22 protein-coding genes and 1 pseudogene are annotated in these 25603 nt (G+C 53.5%); 10 read left to right on the top strand and 13 right to left on the bottom strand.

The annotated features are described in order from the left end of the window. Positions 1–9: 9 nt before the first annotated feature. From mrdB to ACQ29O_RS15520, 5 genes are all read right to left on the bottom strand, one after another. The gene (mrdB, locus tag ACQ29O_RS15540) at positions 10–1122 is read right to left on the bottom strand and encodes a peptidoglycan glycosyltransferase MrdB (RefSeq protein ID WP_000131713.1); all 1113 of its coding nucleotides are present in this window, start codon (positions 1120–1122) and stop codon (positions 10–12) included. A gap of 2 nt (positions 1123–1124) precedes the next feature. Then, positions 1125–3026, bottom strand: a complete 1902-nt coding sequence (mrdA, locus tag ACQ29O_RS15535; protein WP_000828700.1) for a peptidoglycan DD-transpeptidase MrdA — start codon at positions 3024–3026, stop codon at positions 1125–1127. Positions 3027–3056: 30 nt separating this feature from the next. Continuing rightward, entirely contained in the window at positions 3057–3524 is a 468-nt protein-coding gene (gene rlmH, locus ACQ29O_RS15530; protein ID WP_000776107.1) for a 23S rRNA (pseudouridine(1915)-N(3))-methyltransferase RlmH, read from the bottom strand. A 3-nt stretch (positions 3525–3527) separates the two neighbouring features. Beyond that, positions 3528–3845: a ribosome silencing factor gene (gene rsfS / locus ACQ29O_RS15525; protein WP_001161670.1), complete on the bottom strand. Its 318-nt coding sequence runs from the start codon at positions 3843–3845 to the stop codon at positions 3528–3530. A gap of 328 nt (positions 3846–4173) precedes the next feature. Next, positions 4174–4782: an adenosylcobalamin/alpha-ribazole phosphatase gene (locus ACQ29O_RS15520; RefSeq protein ID WP_001241922.1), complete on the bottom strand. Its 609-nt coding sequence runs from the start codon at positions 4780–4782 to the stop codon at positions 4174–4176. Positions 4783–4878: 96 nt separating this feature from the next. Between ACQ29O_RS15520 and cobD the strand changes: the two genes are divergently transcribed. Further along, positions 4879–5973, top strand: a complete 1095-nt coding sequence (gene cobD / locus ACQ29O_RS15515) for a threonine-phosphate decarboxylase CobD (protein WP_001173257.1) — start codon at positions 4879–4881, stop codon at positions 5971–5973. Here the strand turns inward: cobD and nadD are convergent. Genes nadD through leuS form a run of 4 tightly spaced genes read right to left on the bottom strand, consistent with a single transcriptional unit; the run spans position 5948 to position 10809 of the window. Continuing rightward, a complete protein-coding gene (nadD, locus tag ACQ29O_RS15510) occupies positions 5948–6589 on the bottom strand; it encodes a nicotinate-nucleotide adenylyltransferase (RefSeq protein WP_001675307.1) in 642 nt (213 codons plus the stop codon). The genes cobD and nadD overlap by 26 nt on opposite strands. Position 6590: 1 nt before the next feature. Then, the gene (holA, locus tag ACQ29O_RS15505) at positions 6591–7622 is read right to left on the bottom strand and encodes a DNA polymerase III subunit delta (protein ID WP_000620493.1); all 1032 of its coding nucleotides are present in this window, start codon (positions 7620–7622) and stop codon (positions 6591–6593) included. Continuing rightward, positions 7622–8212, bottom strand: a complete 591-nt coding sequence (gene lptE, locus ACQ29O_RS15500; RefSeq protein ID WP_001269950.1) for an LPS assembly lipoprotein LptE — start codon at positions 8210–8212, stop codon at positions 7622–7624. Before lptE ends, holA begins: the two co-directional genes overlap by 1 nt. A 14-nt stretch (positions 8213–8226) precedes the next feature. Then, positions 8227–10809 (bottom strand): leucine--tRNA ligase, encoded by a 2583-nt coding sequence (gene leuS / locus ACQ29O_RS15495; RefSeq protein ID WP_001157914.1) that lies wholly within the window; start codon positions 10807–10809, stop codon positions 8227–8229. Between the two features lie 236 nt (positions 10810–11045). Between leuS and ACQ29O_RS15490 the strand changes: the two are divergent. The 5 genes and pseudogenes from ACQ29O_RS15490 (at position 11046) to ACQ29O_RS15470 (ending at position 16140) form a co-directional block, all read left to right on the top strand. Then, positions 11046–11386, top strand: a pseudogene (locus ACQ29O_RS15490) (UxaA family hydrolase). Positions 11387–11402: 16 nt separating this feature from the next. Next, positions 11403–12575 (top strand): UxaA family hydrolase, encoded by a 1173-nt coding sequence (locus ACQ29O_RS15485; RefSeq protein WP_001670689.1) that lies wholly within the window; start codon positions 11403–11405, stop codon positions 12573–12575. 49 nt (positions 12576–12624) lie between these two features. Beyond that, positions 12625–13578: a 2-keto-3-deoxygluconate permease gene (locus ACQ29O_RS15480; RefSeq protein WP_000694480.1), complete on the top strand. Its 954-nt coding sequence runs from the start codon at positions 12625–12627 to the stop codon at positions 13576–13578. A 67-nt stretch (positions 13579–13645) separates the two neighbouring features. Continuing rightward, a complete protein-coding gene (locus ACQ29O_RS15475; RefSeq protein WP_001044180.1) occupies positions 13646–15574 on the top strand; it encodes a sigma-54 interaction domain-containing protein in 1929 nt (642 codons plus the stop codon). A gap of 92 nt (positions 15575–15666) precedes the next feature. Beyond that, on the top strand, positions 15667–16140 hold the full coding sequence (locus ACQ29O_RS15470; RefSeq protein ID WP_001044884.1) for a zinc ribbon-containing protein: 474 nt from the start codon (positions 15667–15669) through the stop codon (positions 16138–16140). Positions 16141–16178: 38 nt separating this feature from the next. Here ACQ29O_RS15470 and ACQ29O_RS15465 read toward each other — a convergent pair whose 3' ends face one another. Then, positions 16179–17114, bottom strand: coding sequence for a tetratricopeptide repeat protein (locus ACQ29O_RS15465; protein WP_223557438.1), 936 nt, complete (start codon positions 17112–17114; stop codon positions 16179–16181). Positions 17115–17298: 184 nt separating this feature from the next. On the opposite strand from ACQ29O_RS15465, the gene ACQ29O_RS15460 reads away from it, so the two are divergent. The 4 genes from ACQ29O_RS15460 to ACQ29O_RS15445 are packed head-to-tail and all read left to right on the top strand — an operon-like array spanning position 17299 to position 21612. Then, on the top strand, positions 17299–18006 hold the full coding sequence (locus ACQ29O_RS15460) for a DUF1266 domain-containing protein (RefSeq protein ID WP_001575803.1): 708 nt from the start codon (positions 17299–17301) through the stop codon (positions 18004–18006). Next, positions 18003–19436: a J domain-containing protein gene (locus ACQ29O_RS15455; RefSeq protein WP_023211974.1), complete on the top strand. Its 1434-nt coding sequence runs from the start codon at positions 18003–18005 to the stop codon at positions 19434–19436. The genes ACQ29O_RS15460 and ACQ29O_RS15455 overlap by 4 nt, the downstream gene beginning before the upstream one ends. Before the next feature lie 11 nt (positions 19437–19447). After that, positions 19448–20143: a DUF1266 domain-containing protein gene (locus ACQ29O_RS15450; RefSeq protein ID WP_000356624.1), complete on the top strand. Its 696-nt coding sequence runs from the start codon at positions 19448–19450 to the stop codon at positions 20141–20143. After that, on the top strand, positions 20140–21612 hold the full coding sequence (locus ACQ29O_RS15445) for a J domain-containing protein (protein WP_001017760.1): 1473 nt from the start codon (positions 20140–20142) through the stop codon (positions 21610–21612). The genes ACQ29O_RS15450 and ACQ29O_RS15445 overlap by 4 nt, the downstream gene beginning before the upstream one ends. Positions 21613–21633: 21 nt before the next feature. Here the strand turns inward: ACQ29O_RS15445 and hscC are convergent, their stop codons facing one another. The 3 genes from hscC to rihA all read right to left on the bottom strand — a co-directional run bounded on the left by hscC (position 21634) and on the right by rihA (position 25594). Then, positions 21634–23313 (bottom strand): molecular chaperone HscC, encoded by a 1680-nt coding sequence (hscC, locus tag ACQ29O_RS15440; protein WP_000368033.1) that lies wholly within the window; start codon positions 23311–23313, stop codon positions 21634–21636. A gap of 75 nt (positions 23314–23388) precedes the next feature. Beyond that, entirely contained in the window at positions 23389–24627 is a 1239-nt protein-coding gene (locus ACQ29O_RS15435) for a hypothetical protein (protein WP_000498877.1), read from the bottom strand. 31 nt (positions 24628–24658) lie between these two features. Beyond that, positions 24659–25594, bottom strand: a complete 936-nt coding sequence (gene rihA, locus ACQ29O_RS15430; RefSeq protein WP_001207438.1) for a pyrimidine-specific ribonucleoside hydrolase RihA — start codon at positions 25592–25594, stop codon at positions 24659–24661. Positions 25595–25603: the final 9 nt, after the last annotated feature.

Below are 25603 nucleotides of genomic sequence, written 5' to 3'. Positions count from 1 at the left end.
GCGCACCCCTTATACGCTTTTCGACAACATTTTTCTGTGGGTGTGGATCGACATCACAATCCCGAACCCGGCCATCAGCACAATCAGTGCGGAGCCCCCGTAGCTGACTAGGGGTAAAGGTACTCCAACCACAGGCAGAATACCGCTCACCATACCAATATTTACGAAGACATAAACGAATAATATTAACATTAATCCGCCAGCCATCACGCGACCAAATGTAGTTTGCGCTCTGGCGGCAATCCACAGACCGCGCATTATTAGCAAAATATAGAGCGCGAGCAGAATCAGGATGCCCACCAGACCGAGCTCTTCCGCCAGTACCGCGAAAATAAAGTCGGTATGGCGTTCGGGTAAAAACTCCAGCTGCGACTGGGTGCCGTGGAGCCAGCCTTTACCGCGCAGGCCGCCTGAGCCAATGGCGATTTTAGACTGAATAATATGATAGCCCGCGCCCAGCGGATCGGTCTCCGGATCAAGGAGCATCATGACGCGCTGGCGTTGGTAATCGTGCATCAGGAAAAACCACAAAATAGGAATAAACGCAGCGATCAATACAATGGCGACCCCAATTAAGCGCCAGCTCAGGCCAGACAAAAATAGGACAAAGAGACCGGAAAGGGCGACCAGAATAGACGTCCCCAGGTCCGGCTGGGCGGCGACCAGCAGGGTAGGCATAAAGATTAATACCAGGGCGATGGCGGTATTTTTCAGCGAGGGCGGGCAGACGTCACGGTTAATAAAGCGGGCGACCATCAGCGGCACGGCGATTTTGGCTATTTCCGAAGGCTGAAAGCGAACGATTCCCAGATCGAGCCAGCGCTGCGCGCCTTTGGATATTGCGCCGAAGGCATCAACGGCGACCAGCAAAATGATACAAATGATATAAAGATAGGGCGCCCAGCCTTCATACACGCGCGGCGGGATCTGCGCCATCACCACCATGACCACCAGCCCCATCGCAATCTGACCGATTTTACGCTCCATCATGCCGATGTCCTGGCCGCTGGCGCTCCAGATGACCAACGCGCTGTAAACCAGTAACGCCAGCAGAATGAGTAGCATCGTGGGATCGATATGAATTTTATCCCAGAAGGTTTTTTTGTTCGGATTATCCGTCATGATTATTGGTCCTCCGCCGCTGCAACCACCGGGTTTTCCGCAGGCAAATGGGTGTTGTTGTCGCCCAGCATGATGTGATCAAGGATTTGGCGCATGATTGTGCCTACTGCCGGGCCTGCACCGCCGTTTTCAAGGATGATCGCGACGGCGACCTGGGGATTGTTATACGGCGCAAAGGCGGTCATTAATTTATGGTCGCGCAGGCGCTCGGCGATTTTATGCGCATTGTACGTTTCGTTGGCCTTCAGGCCAAAGACCTGCGCGGTGCCCGACTTCGCCGCGATTTTATAGGGCGCGCTGGCAAAATATTTATGCGCTGTGCCGTTAGGGCGGTTGGCGACGCCATACATGCCATCTTTCGCAATTTCCCAGTAGCCGGAGTGAATATCGCCCACCGGCGGCTCATGCGGCTGTACCCACGGCACCTGTTTACCGTTTTCCGCGGTGCTCATTAACAGGTGCGGGACTTTAACTACACCGTCGTTAATAAGGATCATCAGCGCCTTACTCATCTGAATCGGCGTCGCTGTCCAGTAACCCTGGCCGATGCCCACCGGAATCGTATCGCCCTGATACCACGGTTTTTTAAAGCGTTTCTGTTTCCACTCGCGGGTCGGCATATTACCAGAGCGCTCTTCTGCGAGATCAATTCCGGTGTAGTGACCATAGCCGAACTTACCCATCCATTCTGACAGGCGATCGATCCCCATATCATAGGCAACCTGATAGAAGAAGGTATCCGCCGACTCTTCAAGGGATTTGGTGATATTCAGATGCCCGTGGCCCCATTTTTTCCAGTCGCGATAACGTTTCTCAGACCCCGGCAACTGCCACCAGCCAGGGTCGAAAAGACTGGTGTTACGGGTGATGACGCCAGCGCTTAACGCCGATACGGCGACGTAAGGCTTAACGGTAGAAGCAGGTGGGTAGACACCCTGAGTCGCGCGGTTCACTAATGGCGTGTTCGGGTCGTTAAGCAGCCCGGAATAATCTTTGCTGGAGATGCCATCCACGAAAAGGTTAGGGTCGTAACTTGGCATGGAGACCAGCGATAGCACGCCGCCGGTACGCGGATCGGTGACAATCACCGCCGCGCGACTGCCTGCCAGCAGCGTTTCAATATACTGCTGGAGCTTGAGATCCAGCGTCAGGTAGATATCGTGTCCGGCCTGCGGCGGCACCTCTTTGAGTTGGCGAATAACGCGACCGCGGTTGTTGACTTCAACCTCTTCATAACCGGTTTGCCCATGCAGAATATCTTCATAGTAGCGCTCAATGCCCAGCTTGCCGATGTCATGGGTGGCGGCGTAGTTCGCCAGTTTGTTTTCTCTGTCGAGACGCTCGACGTCTTTATCATTGATTTTCGATACGTAGCCGATAACGTGGGTCAGCGCCGATCCGTATGGATAATAGCGGCGTTTATAGCCTTTGACTTCGACGCCCGGAAAACGGTACTGGTTGACGGCAAAGCGCGCGACCTGAACTTCCGTCAGGTTTGTTTTCACCGGAATAGAAGTAAAGCGATGGGATCGGGCGCGCTCTTTTTTAAAGGCGGCGATATCGTCGTCGTTTAAATCGACCACACTGCGTAGCGCATCCAGCGTTTGCTGAACGTTATCCACCTTTTCCGGCATCATTTCAATCTGATAGATAGTGCGGTTCAGCGCAAGGGGAATGCCGTTACGGTCGTAGATTATCCCGCGGCTTGGCGCAATTGGCACCAGCTTGATACGGTTTTCGTTCGAGCGGGTCTGGTAATCGGTAAAACGAAGGATTTGCAGATTATACAAATTGGCGATCAGTACGCCGGTCAGCAGCAAAATACCCAAAAAGGCGACCAGCGCCCGACGCACAAACAGTGCGGACTCAGCCGTATAGTCACGAAAAGAATTTTGTCGTTTCATCCGCTGCTTAATCTTCTCAAGACTTCACGATCACTCACGGTGATAAGGGTGGTTGGTTGTGATGCTCCACGCCCGGTACAAACTCTCCGCAACCAGAACTCGAACCAGCGGGTGAGGGAGCGTTAACGCCGAGAGCGACCAGCTCTGTTCCGCTGCCGCTTTGCAGGCGGGAGATAATCCTTCCGGGCCGCCAATCAGCAAACTGACGTCGCGCCCGTCCTGTTTCCAGCGCTCCAGCTCATTGGCTAACTGCGGCGTATCCCACGGCTTGCCTGGAATATCCAGGGTAACAATGCGATTCTTACCGGCGGCGGCCAGCATCTGCTCGCCCTCTTTGTCGAGAATGCGTTTGATATCCGCGTTCTTGCCGCGTTTGCCCGCAGGGATTTCGATCAGCTCAAAGGGCATATCTTTCGGAAAACGACGCAGATATTCCGTAAATCCCGTTTGAACCCAGTCGGGCATCTTCGTGCCGACAGCGACAAGTTGCAGCTTCACGCATTAACTCCAGAGTTTTTCCAGTTCATACAGGCGGCGACTTTCTTCCTGCATGACATGCACAATCACATCGCCCAAATCGACGACAATCCAGTCAGCCGCATTTTCGCCTTCGACGCCCAATGGCAGCATACCGGCCGCGCGCGACGACTGCACCACGTGGTCGGCAATAGACATAACGTGACGGCTGGAGGTGCCGGTACAAATAATCATACAGTCGGTGATACTGGATTTACCCTGAACATCTAAGGCGATGATGTCCTGACCTTTCAGGTCATCAATTTTGTCGATAACAAAATCCTGGAGTGCTTTACCCTGCAAGTTTTCCCCCTGGGTGAATAATTGCGTTATAACGATAGAAAAAAGGCCAACAGGCTGGACCGGTAAGGCGTTGCGAGTTAACGCTAACCTTCCGGCGGGACGCCGTGTAGTATACCTGAATCAGCGGCGATACCGGGACTTATGTCGCCGGATCGGCGTTTAAAACCAGATTATCATCCCATCCCACGTCACAGAAAGCATCGCCATTTTTGTAAAACAATTTCTGCAAAGCTCTGCAAGGTGAAAAAAGCCTGGCTGCGGAGAATAACAGCCTGTCGGGGGCTGTCAATGGGCGAAACCGCTGCGGCGAGAAAAAACGGAAAATTCATCACTCAGGCCGCCAGACGGCACGACTATTTAATACTTTCAGGGTGGCGAACCCTTCGCATATGTCGATTGCGCTCCAGCATCCCTGTTCTACCCGGAAATGCCATAGCGAGGCGGCGGGCATTGCGAGCAGACGGGCAATCAACAGGCTGAGTACGCCCTGATGGCTGACGATCAGCAGGTTCTGGCAATCGCTAAACGCGTCGAGTCGCGAGATAAAGCGCTCTACGCGCCGGGTAAAAGCCTGAAAACCCTCGCCATTGGTCGGAACCGCATTCTGCCAGTCCGTACACCAGGCGGCATAGCTTTCGGCATCTTCATGGGTGAGGTCGCGGTGATGGCGCATTTCCCAGTCGCCAAAGTACATCTCATTAAGCTCAGGTAAGATGTGTTGCGGCACATCCCGGCCCTCCAGTACGAGCCGGGCGGTATGGCGCGCGCGCTCCAGCTCGCTGCATAACACCCGGTCAAATGGCGCGTGGCGCAATAAAGTATGTAGCGTTTTCGCCTGGCCAATCCCTTTTTCCGTTAACGGCGTGGGAGCATGTCCGCTATACAACCCGGCGACATTGGCCTCGGTTTCGCCATGACGCACCAGCCACAATCGCATGGTATTCCTCATGAGGTTAAATGCGCAAAACATGATAATGCCCCTGATTGCGCAACGTTTTTTTCACTAAAATAGCGTTTTTTGGCCGGAGGCATAATGGCGTTATTCAACAGCGCGCATGGCGGTAATATTCGGGAAGCCGCGACGGTGTTGGGCATCTCGCCTGACCAGTTACTGGATTTTAGCGCAAACATTAATCCGCTGGGTATGCCTGTCAGCGTGAAACGCGCGCTTATCGACAATCTGGACTGCATTGAGCGCTACCCGGACGCCGATTATTTTCATTTGCACCAGGCGCTGGCGCGTCATCATCAGGTGCCGGCATCGTGGATACTGGCGGGAAATGGCGAGACGGAGTCAATCTTTACCGTGGCGAGCGGTCTTAAACCGCGTCGTGCAATGATTGTCACGCCAGGTTTCGCGGAGTATGGCCGGGCGCTGGCGCAAAGTGGCTGTGAAATTCGTCGCTGGTCTCTACGCGAAGCGGATGGCTGGCAGCTTACCGATGCCATTCTTGAGGCGTTGACGCCCGATCTGGACTGCCTGTTTCTGTGTACGCCCAATAATCCTACCGGCCTGCTGCCGGAGCGGCAGTTATTACAGGCCATTGCCGATCGCTGCAAATCGCTGAACATTAACCTGATCCTGGATGAAGCGTTTATCGATTTTATTCCGCATGAGGCGGGCTTTATTCCTGCTCTTAAAGATAATCCGCATATCTGGGTGCTGCGTTCGCTGACCAAATTTTATGCCATTCCCGGCCTGCGGTTGGGATATCTCGTCAATAGCGATGACGCGGCGGTAGCGCGGATGCGTCGCCAACAAATGCCGTGGTCGATTAACGCGCTGGCGGCGCTTGCCGGTGAGGTAGCGTTACAGGATAGCGCCTGGCAACAGGCGACCTGGCATTGGTTACGGGAGGAGGGCGCCCGGTTTTATCAGGCGCTTTGTCAGCTCCCCCTGCTGACGGTTTATCCCGGGCGGGCAAACTATCTGTTGTTACGCTGTGAGCGAGAGGATATTGATCTGCAGCGACGGTTGCTGACGCAGCGGATTTTAATCCGTAGCTGCGCTAACTACCCGGGGCTGGACAGCCGCTATTATCGTGTGGCGATACGCAGCGCTGCGCAAAACGAGCGTCTGCTGGCGGCGCTGCGCAATGTGCTTACCGGTATAGCCCCTGCTGATTGATGTAGTTCAGCACGTTTTCCGGCAACAGATCGTCGCAGGATTCGCCTTTTTCCAGCCGTTCGCGGATGAGGGTTGCGGAGATATTAAGCCAGGGCGTTTCCGCCAGGTAAATTTTACCGGCTGGCAACTGGTGCAGATCGTCCGGCGTATGGGTCAGATGCTGTTCCAGCCACTGCTGGTGTTGCGCCTGCGTCATTTCAAGGGGATAGCCCGGACGACGACAAACGATCAGGTGAGTGTTATCAAGGATGGTGTCGTAATCATGCCAGGTGGGGAAGTTAAGTAGCGAGTCCTGGCCGATAATAAACGCCAGCGGCGCTTCGGGCCCCTGTTCTTCGCGCCATGCTTTCAGCGTTTGCGCAGTGTAAGAGGGCGCGTTTCGCTGTAGCTCGCGTTCATCCAGCGTAAAAAGCGGCTTATCGTCGATAGCCAGCTCCAGCATATATTTACGCTGCGCGCTGGAGGCTTCCGGCTGGGGGCGATGCGGCGGCACATTGTTAGGCATAATAATCACCCGCGATAAGCCGATCAGATTCGCCAGCGTTTCAACAGGTTTAAGATGTCCATAATGCACCGGATCAAAGGTGCCGCCGAATAAAGCCTGTAACGATTTCATATCACCCATCAATAAATACGTCTGCCAGCGCCTTATGGCAGAGCAGGAGCGACAGCCCTTCAAGGTCTGCCCATACCGACTGACCATAATCCTGTTTGAGCGTAATTTCTGTACGCGTCAGTAACTGCACGGCCTGGCGAAGCTGTGCAGGATGGAGACGCAGCAACGCGTTGCCGATCATGGGGCGACGGTTTTGCCAGACCCGGTGTTTATCAAACAGCGCGCGTAACGGCGTATGCGCGGACTGACGTTTGAGATTTACCAGTAGCAGCAGCTCTCGCTGGAGGGTGCGCAGCAGAATAACCGGTTCGCTGCCTTCAAGGCGTAGCTGTTGCAGGATATGCAGCGCGCGTTTGCTTTTCCCCATCAGTAACGCATCCACCCAGTGGAAAGGGGTAAAGTGGGCGGCGTCATTGACGGCCTGCTCCACGCGAGGAAGCGTTAACTTACCGTCAGGCCAAAGCAGCGACAGCCGTTCCAGCGCCTGCGCCAGCGCCAACAGATTGCCCTCATAGCAATAGCACAGCAGTTGGTTCGCGGCGTCATCCAGTTGCAAATTCTGTGCTTTCGCTCTGGCGGCCACCCAGCGGGGAAGCTGCGCCTGCTCCGGCGTCTGACAACTGACCTGAACGCTACGGTCTGCCAGCGCGGTATACCAGGCGGCGTTTTCCTGCGCTTTGGTGAGCTTGTTTCCGCGTACTATTAATAACAGGTCGTCATGCAGCAGCTCGCTCAGGGTGGCGAGTTGCTCATTCATTGCCGCGTTAGGCCCGTTTTCCGGCAGTTGCAGCACCAGCGTTTGACGGCTGGCGAACAGGCTCATCGCCTGGCAGAGTGAGAAAAGCGATCCCCAGTCGGTACTGGGATCGAGAGTAAAAGCGTGGTGCTCTTCGAAGCCTTGCGACGCAGCCGCCAGACGAATAGCGTCCTGACTTTCCTGCAGCAGCAGCGGATCGTTGCCCAATAGCAGATATGCCGCGCGCAGCCCTTCGTTGAGCTGCGCGCGGAGTTGTTCGGGATACAACCTGATCATTAGTTACTCAGCGTAGTGGAGACGCGTGCTGGCGTAGAGGCGGGCGCCGCCGTCTCATTGTCGGCGGTAGCCTCCTCTTTCGTCGCCTGAATATCCGCCGCGCGGACGCTGGTCAGCTTACGAATCAGCTGTTCAGCGGCTTTGTCGTACATCTCCTGAACGATCATGGCCTGCTCGTTATCCTTCGCCAACGCCATCTGCGGGTTATCGAAGAACGAACGGTACACTTTCGTGCTGATAGGATAGATGTCATGGCCCGGAATCAATACCGAGGCATTGACGGTCATCACCATCTGATATTCCGCCGTCTGGCCGTCCTGGAACACTGACGCCGTATCCTGCGAAATAGTCACCGTTCCAAGCCGCAGAGACGGAACGTCTTTGCGCGTTGTGTCTTTATCAAGCAGGTTTACGTTATTCAGCCGTAACTGATTACGTACCGCACGACTTAGCGGACCGTTCGGATCGCCGGAATCGAGGATCATCGTTTTCATTGAAGCCGGAACCTGCGTAGTGCTACGCAGATGCCAGCCGCATCCGGCGGTGACCAGCACAGCCAGAGATAACAACAGTGTTACCAGATATCGCACGCTTCCTCCCGCGCTTAGCCAACAACCAGATTGAGGAGTTTACCCGGAACGTAAATCACTTTACGCACGGTAACGCCATCAAGATATTTTGCCACCAGATGTTCCTGGCCTGCACGTTCACGCACCTGTTCTTCGGTGGCATCCACCGCAACGGTGATCTTACCGCGAACTTTACCGTTAACCTGCACGACAACCAGCGTGGTGTTTTCCACCATTGCCTGCTCGTCGGCAACCGGCCACGGCGCGTTGTCGATATCACCTTCGCCGCCCAGTTCCTGCCACAAGGTAAAGCAGACGTGCGGGGTGAACGGGTTAAGCATACGCACGACGGCCTGCAGCGCTTCCTGAAGCAGTGCGCGGTCTTGTTCGCCTTCCTGCGGGGCTTTCGCCAGTTTGTTCATCAACTCCATGATCGCCGCAATGGCGGTGTTGAACGTCTGACGGCGGCCGACATCATCGGTCACTTTGGCAATGGTTTTATGCACATCGCGACGCAGCGCTTTTTGATCTTCGCTCAGCGCATCGACGTTCAGCGCCGCGACAGGACCTTTAGCGGTGTGTTCGTAAACCAGCTTCCAGACGCGTTTAATAAAGCGGTTTGCGCCTTCTACGCCGGACTCCTGCCATTCCAGAGTCATATCCGCCGGAGAAGCGAACATCATAAACAGGCGTACCGTGTCCGCGCCATAACGTTCAACCATTACCTGCGGGTCGATACCGTTATTTTTCGACTTGGACATTTTACTCATGCCAGTGTAGACCAGCTCATGACCCGCTGCGTCTTTTGCTTTGACGATGCGGCCTTTTTCATCGCGCTCGACGATAGCGTCAACTGGCGAAACCCAGTTACGTTCGCCGTTCTCGCCGACATAATAGAACGCATCCGCCAGCACCATGCCCTGACACAGCAACTTCTTAGCCGGCTCGTCAGAGGTGACCATGCCCGCATCGCGCATCAGCTTATGGAAGAAGCGGAAGTAGAGCAGGTGCATGATGGCATGTTCAATACCGCCGATGTAGATGTCGACTGGCAGCCAGTAGTTTGCCGCTTTCGAATCCAGCATTCCTTCCTGATACTGCGGGCAGGTGTAACGCGCGTAGTACCATGACGATTCCATAAAGGTGTCGAAGGTGTCGGTTTCACGCAGCGCCGGCATCCCGTTAACGGTGGTTTTCGCCCACTCAGGATCGGCCTTGATCGGGCTGGTGATGCCGTCCATGACGACGTCTTCCGGCAAAATAACCGGCAGTTGATCTTCCGGCGTCGGCAGCACGGTGCCGTCTTCCAGGGTGACCATCGGGATCGGCGCGCCCCAGTAACGCTGACGGGAAACGCCCCAGTCACGCAGACGATAGTTCACTTTACGTTCGCCGACGCCTTTTTCCGCCAGTTTATCGGCAATGGCGTTAAACGCCGCTTCAAAGGCCAGACCGTCGAACTCGCCGGAGTTAAACAGCACGCCTTTTTCGGTCAGCGCCTGTTCGGAAAGATCCGGCTCGGAACCGTCGGCGGCCAGAATCACCGGCTTGATGGTCAAACCGTATTTGGAGGCAAATTCGTAGTCGCGCTGATCGTGACCCGGAACGGCCATCACCGCGCCAGTGCCGTACTCCATCAGGACAAAGTTTGCCGCCCAGACCGGGATCTCTTCGCCAGTTAACGGATGAGTCGCTTTAAAGCCGGTGTCGACGCCTTTTTTCTCCATGGTCGCCATTTCGGCTTCGGCCACTTTGGTGTTACGGCATTCGTCGATGAACGCCGCCAGCTCGGCGTTGTTCGCCGCCGCTTTTTGCGCCAGCGGATGACCGGCGGCCACCGCCAGGTAAGTGGCGCCCATAAAGGTATCCGGACGGGTGGTATAGACGGTCAGCGTGTTATCGTAACCCTTCACATCGAAGGTGATTTCCACGCCTTCAGAGCGGCCAATCCAGTTGCGCTGCATCGTTTTTACGGTATCAGGCCAGTGGTCCAGCTTATCCAGATCGCGCAACAGTTCGTCTGCGTAAGCGGTGATTTTGATAAACCACTGTGGGATCTCTTTACGCTCAACTTTGGTGTCGCAGCGCCAGCAGCAGCCGTCGATCACCTGTTCGTTGGCGAGAACGGTCTGATCGTTCGGGCACCAGTTAACGGCAGAAGTCTTCTTGTACACCAGGCCTTTTTTATACAGCTCGGTGAAGAATTTCTGTTCCCAGCGGTAGTATTCCGGGGTGCAGGTCGCGATTTCACGGCTCCAGTCATAGCCAAAACCCAGCGTTTTGAGCTGGTTTTTCATGTACGCGATGTTGTCGTACGTCCACGGCGCCGGCGCGGTGTTGTTCTTCACCGCCGCGCCTTCTGCCGGCAGGCCGAAGGCGTCCCAGCCGATTGGCTGCAGCACGTTTTTGCCCAGCATACGCTGGTAGCGGGCAACCACGTCGCCGATGGTGTAGTTACGTACGTGGCCCATGTGTAGTCGGCCAGAAGGATAGGGAAGCATCGACAGGCAGTAATACTTCTCTTTGCTCTCGTCTTCGGTCACTTCAAATGTGCGCTTCTCATCCCAGTGAAGCTGTACTTTGGATTCTATCTCTTCCGGGCGGTATTGCTCTTGCATGGCAGCCAGTAGTCCTGTTTTCGATACAGCTACAAATGTAGCTTTAGAGGTGGTGTTTAGATCCGCATAGCATAGCCCAAACACGCACGTCAAAACAGGGGGTAGAACATTTGTCGCGCCAGGCGTCCGTGAGGAGGTGACGCAAAATGCGACACGACTGAGGCAAATTACCGCAGTTCCTGTCACCGCCAGATCGGCTCATGAAAATAAAGTTATATAAATGAAGCAGTTAAAAAATGGCACGCCTTTTGATTAGGGAAGACAGGACTAAAGCAAAGGAGTTAATCGTGAAAAAAATGCAGTGGTGATTCACCCTCAGGATTGCGTCGCGACGGCTATTACGGCGCTCAAGGCCGGCGAAACCGCCACAATGTTCATTGGCGAACGCGAGATAAGCGTTGTGTTACATCAGGATGTGCCATTTGGCCACAAATTCGCCATCTGCGATGTGCCTTTTCATGGCGAAGTTTATAAATATGGCGAATCCATTGGCCGTGCCACTCAGGAAATAAAAAGTGGCGACTATGTGCACGTCCACAATGTGGAAAGCGAACGCGGACGTGGTGACTGGAAATAATATAAAACAAGGGAAAATGATTATGAGCAATGAGACTTTTTTGGGGTTCCGCCGCCCTGACGGCCGTTTTGGCATCCGTAATTATGTACTGATTTTACCTACCAGCGTTTGTGCGAATAAAGTTGCCCAGGATATTGCCCGGCAGGTAAAAGGCGCGACATGGGTGAATAACGATTTTGGCTGCTGCCAGGTGGCAGGCGATGCGCGTCTGACGGAAAAGACATTGATTAATGTGGCGAATAATCCCAACGTCGGCGCTATTGTGGTTGTGGGCTTAGGCTGTGAAGGCGCGGAGCCGCTGCGCATCGCAGAAGAGATTACCGCATTTGGCAAACCGACCTCCTGCATTACCATTCAGGAAGAGGGCGGCACGCTTAAATGTCAGGCTCGGGGGATTTCGCTGGCCCGCGACTATGCGCAACAACTCTCCATGCAAAAACCGCAGCAAGCACCGGTTAGCGAGCTGCTGCTGGCGATGGAGTGCGGCGGGTCAGATACGACATCGGGGCTGGCGTCTAACCCTTCCTGCGGGGTCGCCTCGGATAAGCTGATACGCTGCGGCGGAAGCTCAATTCTTTCTGAAACGACGGAATTTATTGGCGCCGAGCATGTGATGGCGAAACGCGCGGTGACGCCGGAGGTTGGTCAACAGCTTATTGATTTAGTGGTCGGCTGCGAGGCGCGAGCAAAAGCGCTGGGCGAGGATATTCGCGGGGGACAGCCGACGCCGGGCAATATTAAAGGCGGGTTGACTACCATTGAAGAAAAATCGTTAGGCTGTATGCATAAAGCAGGTCATGCGCCGTTACAGGGCGTCCTGGAATATGCCGATAGTCCAACGCATCCGGGCCTGTGGATTATGGATACCCCGGGGCAGGATATTGAATCTATTTCCGGCATGGTGGCGGGTGGAGCGCAGATCGTTATTTTTACTACCGGTCGCGGAACGCCTGCCGGTAACCCAATAGCGCCGGTAATAAAAATTACGGGTAATAAAGCAACGTGGGAAATGATGCAGGACAATATTGATATTGATGTGTCCGCCATTATGTCTGGCGAGGCTTCTATTACGCAAATGGGCGAGGAAATTTATCAGGAAATTTTACGCGTCGCGAATGGGAAAACGACTAAATCAGAAGATTTAGGTCATAACGAATTCTCTATTTATAAGATCGCGCCGACGTTCTGATACCAAATCGGGCAGCACAAGCTGTCCGGTTATCTCCTGGGAATAAGCTATGAAAATTAAAAAAACACTGGAACGTTTTCCTGGTGGTATGATGGTTGTACCGCTAATCATCGGCGCATTGTTTAAAACTTTTGCGCCGGAGGCGCTGGAAATAGGCGGTTTTGTCACCTCTATTTCGCATGGCGCAATGGCGATTTTAGGCATGTTTTTAGTCTGTATGGGCGCGGATATCCAGTTTAAAGCCGCGCCGAAAGCGTTGAAAAAAGGCGCTGCGATCACCTTTGCGAAATTTGCCAGCGGCGTGATTATTGGCATTCTGGTCGGGAAATTTTGCGGCCCGGATGGGTTATTAGGTCTGTCGGCTTTAGCGATTATTTCGGCGATGACCAACTCGAACAGTGGGTTATATGCCGCGTTGGTGGGGGAGTACGGCGATGAAACCGACGGCGGCGCGATTGCGGTAATATCGTTGAACGATGGTCCCTTTTTCACCATGCTGGCGTTAGGGTCGGCAGGCATGGTGTCGATACCCTTTATGAATCTGGTGGCGGTTATTATTCCCATTATCATTGGCATGATTTTGGGTAATCTGGATGAGGACATGCGCAAGTTTCTTAAACAGGGCAGCGTGGTAACGATTCCCTTTTTTGCCTTTGGGTTAGGATACGGTATTGATTTCGCAAGACTTATCACGGCAGGTTCTTCAGGCATTTTACTGGGACTCATGACGGTGGCGATTGGCGGATTTTTTAATATTTTCGCCGATCGTGTGACGGGAGGCAGTGGCGTGGCAGGCGCGGCGGTATCCACCACCTCTGGCAACGCCGTCGCGACGCCAGCGGCAATCGCGCTGCTCGATCCGCATTTTACCGACCTGGCGTCGACGGCGGCGGCACAGGTGGCGGCCTCGACGATTATTACCGCTCTGTGCGCCCCCTTCCTGACCGTATGGATAAAAAAACGCTACGATCGTAAACTGAACCCAGCCGCCGCAGGCGGTTAGCGTTTCGGCGGAAAATAAATCACGACGGGCGGTCTCGCCCGTTCATAAACCAACAGGATGGTGAGTGATGAATAAGACGAAAGATATAGCCGCATCTCCTCTCTGTTTTGTCTCTCCTTACCCGCAACTGGCAAAGGCTGCCGAGGCGCTGGTCGCGCAGTTGGATTACGCCGTCACTATTCATCAAACGACGCTTAATCGTATCCTGGATGAGCTACCTTTATTAGAGTCCCGTGGGCACCAGGTACTGATTAGTCGTGGCGGATGTGCGGAAATATTAAAAAAGCACAGTAAATTACCGGTAGTCGAAATTAAAATGTCCGGCTACGACATTCTTGATGCGCTTATCCCTTTTAAAGGACAAAAAGGCACTGTCGGTATTGTCGGCTTTTCCAGTGTGATCAAAGGATGCGCGCGCGTAGCGGAGCAGTTAAATATTAACTATAAAATTTTTACCTTACAGGGAAATGATAAAGAAACGATTTCTTGCCTGAAGCGGCAATTAGCGTCCACGCCATTAGATTGCATTGTTGGCGATACCGTTTGTCAGGATTATTTTTCACCGCTGGGCTCGCAATTCCGTTTACTTGATTCCAGCCCCGCCTCAATAACCGAAGCTCTGGAAGAAGCCCGCTCATTATATCTGGCTTTTCGCAGCCAATTACTCGAGCGTCATCATCTGCAGCTGATTCTCGATCAGTTTGATAAAGCTGTTATCACGCTTGATGATACCGGCGCGTTACTGCATTACAATAAATATGCGAGCCAACTTTTTAAAATTAACGCCTCCGGTGAGATTTATGACGCATCTTTCCTGAAACAGGTATTGCACCAGGAGCGGCATACATTACGTGAGGGAAAAACCGTCAGCGCGAAAGTCGTCGATACGCCGCAAGGCGCGATGGTGGTTAATCTGTATCCGGTATTTGCGGCCAGACAGTTAAGCCGGGTAGTGTTGACTATGCAAACCGTCTCCAGTTTACAGGGGGCAGAACATCATGTTCGCCGCCAGGAACTGTCTCGCCGCGGCTTGAGCGCCCGCTATCATTTCGACGATCTGCTTACCGAAAACCCGGAAATGCTGCGTCGTCTGGCGATCATTAAAAATTATGCCGGTACGGACGCGACTATCTTAATTAATGGCGAAAGCGGGACGGGGAAAGAGGTGCTGGCGCAAAGTATTCATAATGCCAGCCAACGCGTCAACGGCCCGTTTGTCGCCATTAACTGCGGCGCGATGGCCCCTCAGATTCTGGAGAGCGAACTCTTTGGCTATGTCGCCGGCGCATTTACCGGCGCGTCGCCGAAAGGCAAAATAGGCCTGTTTGAATTAGCGCACCACGGTACCATTTTTCTGGATGAGATTAGAGAGCTGGATAAACCGCTACAGACGCGCTTATTACGGGTATTGCAGGAGCGGCAGATTATGCGGCTGGGCTCAGACCAGATGATACCTGTTGATATTCGCGTGATTGCGGCGACCAATCAGACGTTAACGAAGCTCATTGCGGACGGGACATTTCGCGAAGATCTTTACTATCGGCTTAACGTATTAAAAGTGACCACCATCCCGCTACGCAAACGTCCGGAGGATATCAAAGCCATCGGCCTGTCGCTGCTTACTAGTTTCAGCCAGCATTATAAACGCCCGGCACTAACGTTAACCCCGGCGCTGTGGCAAGAGCTTCAGCGCTTCGCCTGGCCCGGAAACGTCAGGCAGTTAAGCAATATTATCGAACGGCTGGTACTCTCTATTGATCACTCCCCGGCAACGCTGGATGAGGGTCGCCTCTTGCTGGACGATCTGGAAGAGGGGAGCCGACGCGAGCCAACTACCTGCCACGACTGCCAGATGCTGGCTGGCGATTATAAAACGATTCGCCTGCGTATTTTGAGAAAATTATTAGAGGCGGAAAGGGATAATAAATCGTTAGTGGCGAAACGGTTAAATGTCGATCGTACCTCGCTGACGCGCTGGATACGTGAGTCGGCCTGACAAGAATTTACAGACTCTGTGGGCAGCCTTGCAAAGCGTAACGCAAATAACGTCTATTATTATAGGCAGTTAACGATCCAAGAGGTGAAGTGATGAACAAGGTTGCTCAATATTACCGTGAACTGGTGGCCTCATTAAGCGAGCGTTTACGCAATGGCGAGCGCGACATTGATGCGCTGGTGGAGCAGGCGCGCCAGCGCGTGATGCAAACAGGGGAGTTAACGCGAACCGAGGTGGACGAACTGACGCGCGCTGTCAGACGCGATCTGGAAGAGTTCGCCATGAGCTACGAAGAGAGCCAGGACGATAGCGTCTTCTTGCGGGTGATTAAAGAGAGTCTCTGGCAGGAACTGGCGGACATTACCGACAAAACCCAGCTGGAATGGCGCGAGGTATTCCAGGATTTGAATCACCACGGCGTGTATCACAGTGGCGAAGTGGTGGGATTGGGGAATCTGGTGTGCGAGAAATGCCACTATCATCTGGCGGTTTACACGCCGGATGTGTTGCCGCTCTGCCCGAAGTGTGGCCACGATCAGTTCCAGCGCAGGCCGTTTGAGCCGTAAGGTTCATTATCGTGAGCGGACGGTTGCCGTCCGCCATGTTAAGCGTGCAGTTGGGCTTCCAGTTTGCGGATCTCTTCATCGACGTTCCATTTGCCCGTGGGCTGTGCTTTTTTGAACCAGTAGAGCGCTTGTTGTAGGTCTTGTGCGGTACCGTGTCCATCTCTGTACATGCATCCGAGGTTGTACCAGCCCGATGAATTGTTACATTCTGCTGATTTGTGGAACCATTCCAGTGCTAGCGAATAATTTTGCTCGACGCCATGACCGCATTTGTACATCCAGCCGATACTGTTATAGGCATCATTGTCACCCTGGTCTGCCGCTTTTCGAAACCAGTATATTGCCTGCTGGTAATCTTGTTTGATACCTTTTCCGATGTAATAACAATAGCCCATCTGATATTGCGAGTAGCTGCTCTCTTGTAGCGCGCTCTTCTTGTACCAAAGGGCGGCAAGGGATAAATTTTTCCGACATCCTTTCCCATTGCCATACATATACGCCAGTCTTTCCTGGCTGGCGCAATGGCCTTGTAATGCTGCCTGTTTAAACCAGTAGAGTGCCTGTGTATCATTTTGCTCTACGCCAGTTCCTGAATGATACATTCTCCCGAGATTATATTGCGCAAGGTTGTGGCTCTGTTCTGCTCCTTTGCGATACCAGGCAACGGCCTGGGCATAATCTGGCGCCATCCCGGTTTCTCCTTCCTGAACCCAGCCTAATGTGTTGAAAGCGTGGCGGTGTCCTTGCTGTGCGGCTTTTTCTGACCAGAATAAAGCCAGCGTATTATCTTTCATGTCGGTAGGCGTGTCTTTGTATCGTAAGCCGAGCCAATATTGTGCCTCGCAGTGTCCTTGTTCAGCTGCCTGCTGCAACCAATAAAAAGAGAGCTTATCCTCTTCGCTGCCATCTATACATTCGTCATTATATAAACGGCCTAATATATATTGAGCTTCACTATTTCCTGACTGCGCCAGTTCGGTTTATTGTGCTAAAGATACGTTGTCGCAGGGATGACTGGTTATGGAATGATTCATTTTTTAATTTATCCCGCCATTGTTTTTTAGATTAATAATATATTGCGATTTGGCTTTGTTGTACTCTATTTTAGTTTTCAATTGCGTTTTTATTTGTGGTGTGAATATATTTTGGCGATTTATTATGGATAAAGAATCACAATATTTACTCTTTGCACTTTCCTCGCCGATGGAAGTATTGAACGAGGACTGTTTACCTTCACATTCGTCACCGAAAATGTATTTAGGTGTAAAACGTTTCGATCTTGAATCGTCGTGGGGTATTGAAAATCGCGATGAACTGCTTCAGACCATTTCCCGCATGACGGATGACGGTCATGCCACGCAACTGGAATGGCTATATCGCCGCTGGTTTAGGTATGCGCCGCAGGAGTGGCAGGAGTATACCGACGCGCTGGACGAGGGAGATCGCATTTATGCCCGATTCGTCGCTGATACCGCCGTGTGTTGCGGCGAAGGTGGTATTCGCAGTTGGGATTATGTGCGGATGGGATTTCTCTGCCGCATGGGCGTGCTCAATGAATGGCTGACGGAAGAGGAGAGCCTGTGGCTGCAGTCGCGGATACAGCTTCGCGCGCTCAGCTATTATTCCGGCTGGTTGCCGTATTTCAGCGCTTATTACACCGGGCGTTTGTACTGGCAGTTACGGAATGGCGATAACCTACCGTTGCTACGCGAGACATTCGCCCGTAAGGAGTTTGATGACGCGGGGCGACGTATGATGAATAAGCTGATCGCAGGGAAGGACAGTTTTTACGCCACGCTGCCGTGGCGCTACCTGCCCCATTACCCTGAATGCCCGGACACGCTTCAGGAGGTGAGCGATCTATGAAAACCTGTTGGCAAGTCCTTGGCATTGAGGCCACCACGGATACCGACGCCATTCGTCAGGCTTATCTGGAGCTGCTTCCGTCATTTCATCCGGAAACCGATCCGCAGGGTTTTAAGCAATTGCGAGAAGCCTATGAGAATGCATTGCAGGGGACAACATCGCCCGCCATTACGGTGGTTGATGAGGATCCCGATACCCCGTGGGTGAATTATCTCAGGGAGATATTCGGTGATTTGCTGGCGGATGGCGAACGGCGCTTTCAGCCGCAGGCATGGCAGGAGTTTATCCAACAGATCAATAAATTATCGATTTTACAGGTCGAAAAATCGCGCTGGTGGCTGTGCGCTATCGCGATGAAGACCTTTCCTATTTCTTACTCGTGTCTGAAACTGCTGTCAGATCGCCTGGCTTGGGAACAGGGGAGTGATAATCGAGATGTCGATGCCGAGGAGGTGGAGGATCTTTTGTTTGAAATCCGCCGTGGCGACCTGTTTGATTATTCGCTATTGCTGCATTTGCCAGTGGCGGTACAAAACCAGACCATTGCTTTTTATGATGCCCTGGACAACACCTTTTTCGAGCATCCTCTCTATTTCGCCCAACTTATGGCCCAGCACGGCCCGTGGATTATCCCGGACAATCTACGCTTTCAACGACGTCTGTTACGCTGGTTCAGCACCTTGCACTGGGGTATTGCGGAGCTGCTGCCTGTCGCCCTGGCATGGCAGGAAGCCGAACCCGATAACGCAACGCCGGGTTATTACTACTTAGCCCAGCGCGTATTTTGCGGTGAAGGCGATAGCCTGCTGCCAGAACTTTACGCGCAGTGGTGGGCGCATCCTTCTACCCAGCTTGACGATCTGTTGCTGCGCTGGTGCCGTCAGCATCGACCGGACTTTTTCCCGCTGCTGGTGATGGCGGTTGAGGGGCGTGAGCAGGTGGATATTAACGCTGAACAGCTGCTGTATATTCCCGGCTCAAGCGCTCGTTCCTGCTTGCTGTGGGCCGAGGCGCTGCACAGCGGCGCATTATCGCCGCTAAGCGAAAGTTTTATTGCGCGGCGTTTGAATTATGGCGCGCCAGCGGTGAGTGAGGCGCATAGCCAGCATCCATACTGGCTGTTGTATCAGGTGGCGGATAGCCTGGCGTGCGCCGAGGAGCCGTCAGCGGCATTGTTACAGAGTCTGGTAACGAAGCTTGATGCGCCGGATATCTGCCCGTTGGAAGCGCTGGTTATTCGCGGGTTGCTGGGGCGGGCTGCGGCTGTCGCCACACCGTGTGAAGCTGTAGTCGCAGATGAAGAACCGGTGACGACGGTGACTTCGCCGAGTACGGAGGAATCTGGCGGCGGCTTTGGCCTCTGGCAGGTGATTAAAATCATTTTATTTATTGGCGTTGTCGGCCATGTATTACGCCAGTTTATGCATTAGGGATATCGAATATGGACAAGGAAGAACAATATTTACTTTTTGCGCTCTCCACGCCGATGGAGGTGCTATATATCGGCAATGAGCCTTCGCATACCTCTCCAGCAATGTATACCGGAATTCCTGCTGTCGATCTCTCCGATTCATGGGGGATTGATAACCGTGAAGATCTTATTCAAACCATCTATCGGATGACGGACGATGGTCATGCGGCAGATTTGGCTCCCTTTTATATCCGCTGGTTTACGCTATCTCCTCGTCAATGGCGCGAATTTACCGCGCAGTTTGGCGAGCAGGGCCAGATTTATGCGCGATTTGTTGCCGAAACCGCACTATGCTGCGGGCGCGGAGGCATTAAAGCCTGGGACTATGTGCGTATGGGGTTTTTATGCCGGATGGGGGTGTTGAATCAATGGCTGACGGAAGAGGAAAGCCTGTGGCTGCAATCGCGTATCTATGCGCGGGCGTACTATTTTTACGACGGTTGGACGCAATATTTTGCCGCCTATTCGTTGGGTCGGCTGTACTGGCAGGCTAAAGGGGACACCATACAGGCATATTTCGCTCACCTAAAGTACGACGCTTCAGGCGCGCGGATGTTTAATGAACTGGCCTCTACGACAGAGAGTTATTATGCGCAGCTACCGTGGCGTCCGCTCAACGAACAACCGACATGCCCGGAAACGCTTAAAGGAGTGAGCGATTTATGAATATCTGTTGGGAAATCTTGGGCATTGAACCTACCACCGATCTGGAATGTATCCGTCAGGCTTATCTTGCCCTGTTGCCCTCATTCCACCCTGAGAGCGATCCGCAGGGTTTTAAGCGATTGCGCCAGGCCTATGAAGAAGCGCAGCACTGGGCCGCCTCGCCTGCGGAGGACGCAAAAACGGAAGAGGTGGGCGACGAACATGAAATACTGGTGGCGTTCAGGGAATTGCTGGCATCAGAGCGCGATCGCTTTCAGCCCTCGGCATGGCAGAAATTTATTCAGCAATTGAACCAGTGTTCAATGGATGAGATAGATAAGCTGCGCTGGCAGTTGTGCGACATCGCCATGAAAACAGAAACGATCTCGCTGTCTTGCCTGGCATTGTTGGCGCAGCGTCTGAACTGGCAGCCGCAGGAAGCAGAAGATGATGCTGATGGAGAAGAGCTGGAAGCATTTCTGGAGACCGTAAAGCGGGGCGATGCGTTTGATCTGCTAAGTCTGGCCAAATTGCCTCTTGTTGTTCAAGACCAAACTGACGCCTACTTTTTTAAGCTTGAGCGTATCTGGCGCTTTTATCCCGAACATTTTGCCGACGCTCTGCAGGTTCAGGGAGCCTGGATAATTCCCGATGATAAACAGCTGCATCGTAAACTATTACACTGGTTTAGCGCCGAGCAGTGGGGCATGGCGGAACTGGTCGATATTGCTCGTCGCTGGCAGGCCGCGGAGCCGGATAACGAAGATGCGCACTATTACCTGTGCAAACAGCGTTTGCTCTGCGGTGAAGGGGAAAGCCTGTTGGCCGACCTTTGCGATTTCTGGCAGCGTTATCCCTCCACTCAGGCGGACGACCTGTTGCTGGGCTGGTGCCGCCAGCATCGGCCTGATTTCTTCCCGCTGGCGGTGATGGCGGTCGAAGCGCGCTGTATGGCGGATGCCGAATATGTCCCCGGTGAAAGCGCGCGCACGCGTTTACTGTGGGCCGACATTTTGCACAGCGGTAGGTTATCACCGCTGGGGCGTTCATTTGTTGACTCCCTGTTTTATAAGCGAAAAGCGATGGCGTGGGCAAATTCACGGCTGAGTACCCAGGGGGAACCCGAAACGCCGCTGTTGGATCTGTACCGGACGGCGGAGCAGGTGGTGCTGGAAGCGTTTCCCAAAGAAAAGCCCTTTTTTCGCCTGCTGATCCGGCTGGAGGAGGGGCAATCCTGTCCGCTGGAGGCGCTGATAACGCAGGCATTGTCATCTAAAATCGCCATGAAGCCAGGCGATATTCGTGACAAAAAGGAGCTGGCGGAAGAGCTCAGGCTGGCGGCTGAGAAAGAAGAGACAAAATTGTCTTCTGAAGCGAAAACCGAAGCACCCCGTCAGGCGGAATCTGGCGGGGTGATGAAAATCATGAAGATTGTCGGTTTGATCGCGTTGATTGTCTGCGCGTTAAATCGATTCTTCCATTTTTTCTGAACAGGGGTAGTGAAAGCGCCGTTACGGCGCTTTCGGCTCGTCAATACCCAGATATTCACAGGCGCGACGGCGTACGTCATCGACACGCTGCATATCATTAGACAGCAGGGCCGCGTCGAAATCGGTAATAATCTCCCCCAGCATTTCGCACTCATCGCCTAACGCGCGTGACCACTGCTCCTCTAACTGTGCTTTAAACGTCCGGTTAATCAGCATATCGCGGGGATAAATTTTCAGCGCCAGCAGCCGCTCGCGGCTGGCGTCGATTTGCTGCGTCGTCAGTGAGGTGGCATTGTGACTGATGATTCTGGATTCACTCTTGCCGTCTTCCAGCAGCACGTCAACTTCCAGCAGACCATTAATATCGTAGCTAAAACGAATATCAATGGCCTGAATGTGCCCGTTCGGCTTCAGCATGACGTCAAAAGAATCAATCAGGATATTATTTTTCACCTTATGGCTTTCGCCCTGGTATACCCTGACGCAAATAGAGTCCTGCTCAGGGTGCATGGTGGAGTACGTTTCCACTTTTGACACCGGAACGGTGGTATTGCGTTCAATGATGGGCGAGAAAATACCAGGCACTCCCTGTCGGTTGACTTCCACGCCCAGCGAGTAGGGGCAGATATCCGTGAGGATCACCTCTTCAACGTCTTCATGGCGCAGGCGACAGGCGGCCTGAGTTGCGGCGCCAAGCGCCACGATGGTGCTGGGATCGTAACTTTGATAGGGCAATTTACCGAATAAGCGCACCGCGATGCGTTGCACCAGCGGCATCTGTGACGCGCCGCCGACCAGCACCAGGCTGTCAATTTGCTCCGGTTTGAGTTGGGAGTCGCGCAGCGCCTGCTCAATGGGCGTGCGCAGCCGGTTGAGCAACGGTAGCCACAGGGCTTCCAGCTCATCGTCATAAAACGTGCTTTCCAGAACGCTCTCCTGATAAAGCCAGCTCATGCGCAGCGGGGAGCTGCTGGCGCATTTTGCGGCTTCAACACAGGCATACAGCGCAGCCAGATCGCTATCCGTCAGCGCTGATTTATCGAGGTTCCAGCGTTTCAGCACTTCATCAAGCAACAAATGCGTGAAATCTTCGCCGCCGAGGTAGTTATCGCCAGCGGAGGCGTGAACTTCGATAATCGGCGTAGCGTATTCCAGAACGGTCACATCAAAGGTTCCGCCCCCCAGATCGAAAACCAGCGAACGGCTATTTTGCTGCGTATGCAGGCCATAAGCCATTGCCGCCGCCGTGGGTTCATTGATCAAGCGCACGGCGTTTAACCCCGCAAGCTCAGCGGCAAGGCGTGTATGCTTACGCTGCTCATCGCTGAAATAAGCCGGAACCGAGATCACGACATCCTTGATTGGCTGCTGAAGGTAGTCTTCCGCATCTTCTTTCAGCGAGCGTAAAACCAGCGAAGATAATTCCGGCGCATTAAACGACTCTTCACCCAAATGCCAGTGAGTATTACTGCCCATTGCGCGTTTAAATAAGGCAGCGGTTTTATCTGGATGAGATGTTTTACGAGCTGCGGCAGGTTTTCCCACCAGAATTTGCTTATTTTCATCCATACTAATTATGGATGGTGTTAAATATTCACCAAATTTATTAGGTATTAATTGTGCGGCTCCGTCTTGCCAGACGGCGATTAAACTATTAGTGGTGCCGAGATCGATACCAATCGCTAACGTTGCATTATCCATTGCGTTTAATTTATCGGGAAAGAGAGTTTATAGAATAAAGAACACCACCCTCTGGCGTGGTGATCTTTATCAATGTCACGCCTGGCGAAAGTATTCATCCATAATGTTCGTCAACTCCGGGCGCTCGCCGTCATCATTGATGGCGAAATCGAGGAAAAAAGCATCGGCCTGTGGCGTGCGTTTCTGGGCCAGTAAACGAAACGCCAGCGGGTAGTGGCAAGCATAATCGGGGGTGCGAGTCAGAAAACGGACAAAATCAATCAACAAGGGGGAATGGGTATAAAACAGCGCGCGTAACAATACGGCGGGAAATCCCTCTTCGGTGATCCCTTGCGCCATGATTTTGTTGAGGCCGGCCTCGCTCAGATCGCCTGCGGCAATAATGTCTGTGCAGGCCGCAAGATTGGGATAATTCGCCGCGCAGTTAGCCAATGCGTTCGGCCAGTTGACGCGGGTATAACGTTCGTCATGGCGAGTAAAGTAATCCTCCCAAAGGGATGGCGGTAGTTTTTCGTACTGTATTTTCAGGGGGATGCGGCGCTGAAACTGGGCTTCTTCCAGGCGCTCGCCGTCATAAAATCGCAGGTATTGCTGTCGCGTCTCGTAGCATGTCATCGCCACCGGCTGGCTGATGACCCAGGTCTTCACGGGCCGGCCTTCCAGCGCGGCGGCGGTGGCTTTATGGTGACCATCAAGCAGGACGCAAAGCCAGGCGTCATTCATATACCAGGCCAGCGCGTGGCTCTCTGGCTTATCGCGGTAATACCCGGCGCGTTGTGGGTTAAATCGCGATAGGGGCTGGCCTGGCAGTAAAAAACAGGGTTCGCCGGACTGATAGTGATAGTCCACGTCAGCAATCCACTGCCCTGTGGTCGCGGGATTCGGTTGTTTTTCGTTACCCACCGCCCAGAAAACATGCCCGTTGCCGTCCGTCGGATAAAGTTCGCGTTCTTCCAGCCGGTAATAGCCATCGGCAAAGAGTGAAAACAGCGGCGTCAGGGCGGTAAATGCTTCGTTCAACCCGACTCCTGTCTGATTCCACTCGGCAAGTGAGGATAAAAACTGCGCGGCGCCTTCATCATCATTGCTAAAACCGGCATAAACAAATTCTGCGCAGGTTGGGCACCAGGCTTCAGTGTAAAAACGAATCAGCGGCGAGCCATGCCAGGAGAGCGTATGAATACCGGCGTCAGAGTCGGGAGCGTGGATAACGCAGGGACGAAGCAATGCTTTTCCGTTACGTACTGAAAACGTTATATGGGCTACATCGTGCTGTAGCAGGCTGATTTCAGGTCTATTGTTACGCCAAAACATCGCTGTTCATCCCTGGATTCTACTTTGCGCTTTATGCGTAGTATTGCAGCCGCTCCGCCAGCAAATCGACAAATCCCTGGCTGTCTACATCCACCATCACCGTCGCATTCGGCTTATTCCCCGTCAGGAAATAATAATCCACCACCGTCATCCCCTGGGTGTATTTCCCCTTGGTTTCCACGCCGACCCAACGCTCAACGGTGGTGAAAATCTCGGGCTTGAGCAGCCAGGCGATGGTGCACGGGTCGTGCAGCGGTGCGCCGACAAATCCCCATTTTTCGTCTTTGTGGTACTCCATAAAGAAGTCCAGCAGTTCGGCGACGATGGCGGAAATCGGGTTACCGATGGCGCGAAAGCGTTCGATATCGGCGGCGTGAATCTGTGCCTTATGAGTGACGTCCAGCCCGGCCATCACCACCGGAATGCCTGACTGGAAGACAATTTCTGCCGCTTCCGGGTCGACGTAAATATTAAATTCCGCAGCGGGCGTCCAGTTACCCAGCGCCATCGCGCCGCCCATGATCACAATGCGGGCGATTTTCGTATGCAGTTCCGGATGGCTATTCAGCAGCAGCGCCACGTTGGTCTGTGGGCCAGTGGAGACGATGGTGACCGGTTGTGCGCTCTCGCGCAGCGTTTTTGCCATCAGCTCAACGGCAGTGCCGCTTTGCGGGGCGAATGACGGCTCGGGCAGCGCCGGGCCGTTGAGGCCGCTTTCGCCGTGAACGTTATCGGCGATAATCAGTTCGCGCATGAGAGGTTTCACCGCGCCGCCCGCCACCGGAATATCCGGGCGTTTGAGCAGTGTCAGCATCCGCAGCACGTTGCGCAGGGTCTTCTCCGGCGTCTGGTTACCGGCGGAAGAGGTGATCGCTTTCACTTCCAGTTCAGGGGAGGCGAGGGCGAGAACGAGGGCGATCGCGTCATCATGACCCGGATCGCAATCAATAATAATGGGCAGTGCCATTGTGGCTCC

This window comes from Salmonella sp. GDC200615 (genome assembly GCF_050574145.1).
Classification (GTDB): domain Bacteria; phylum Pseudomonadota; class Gammaproteobacteria; order Enterobacterales; family Enterobacteriaceae; genus Salmonella; species Salmonella enterica.
Note: the sequence above shows the minus strand (reverse complement) of the source record. Positions and strands in the feature narration are given on the sequence as shown.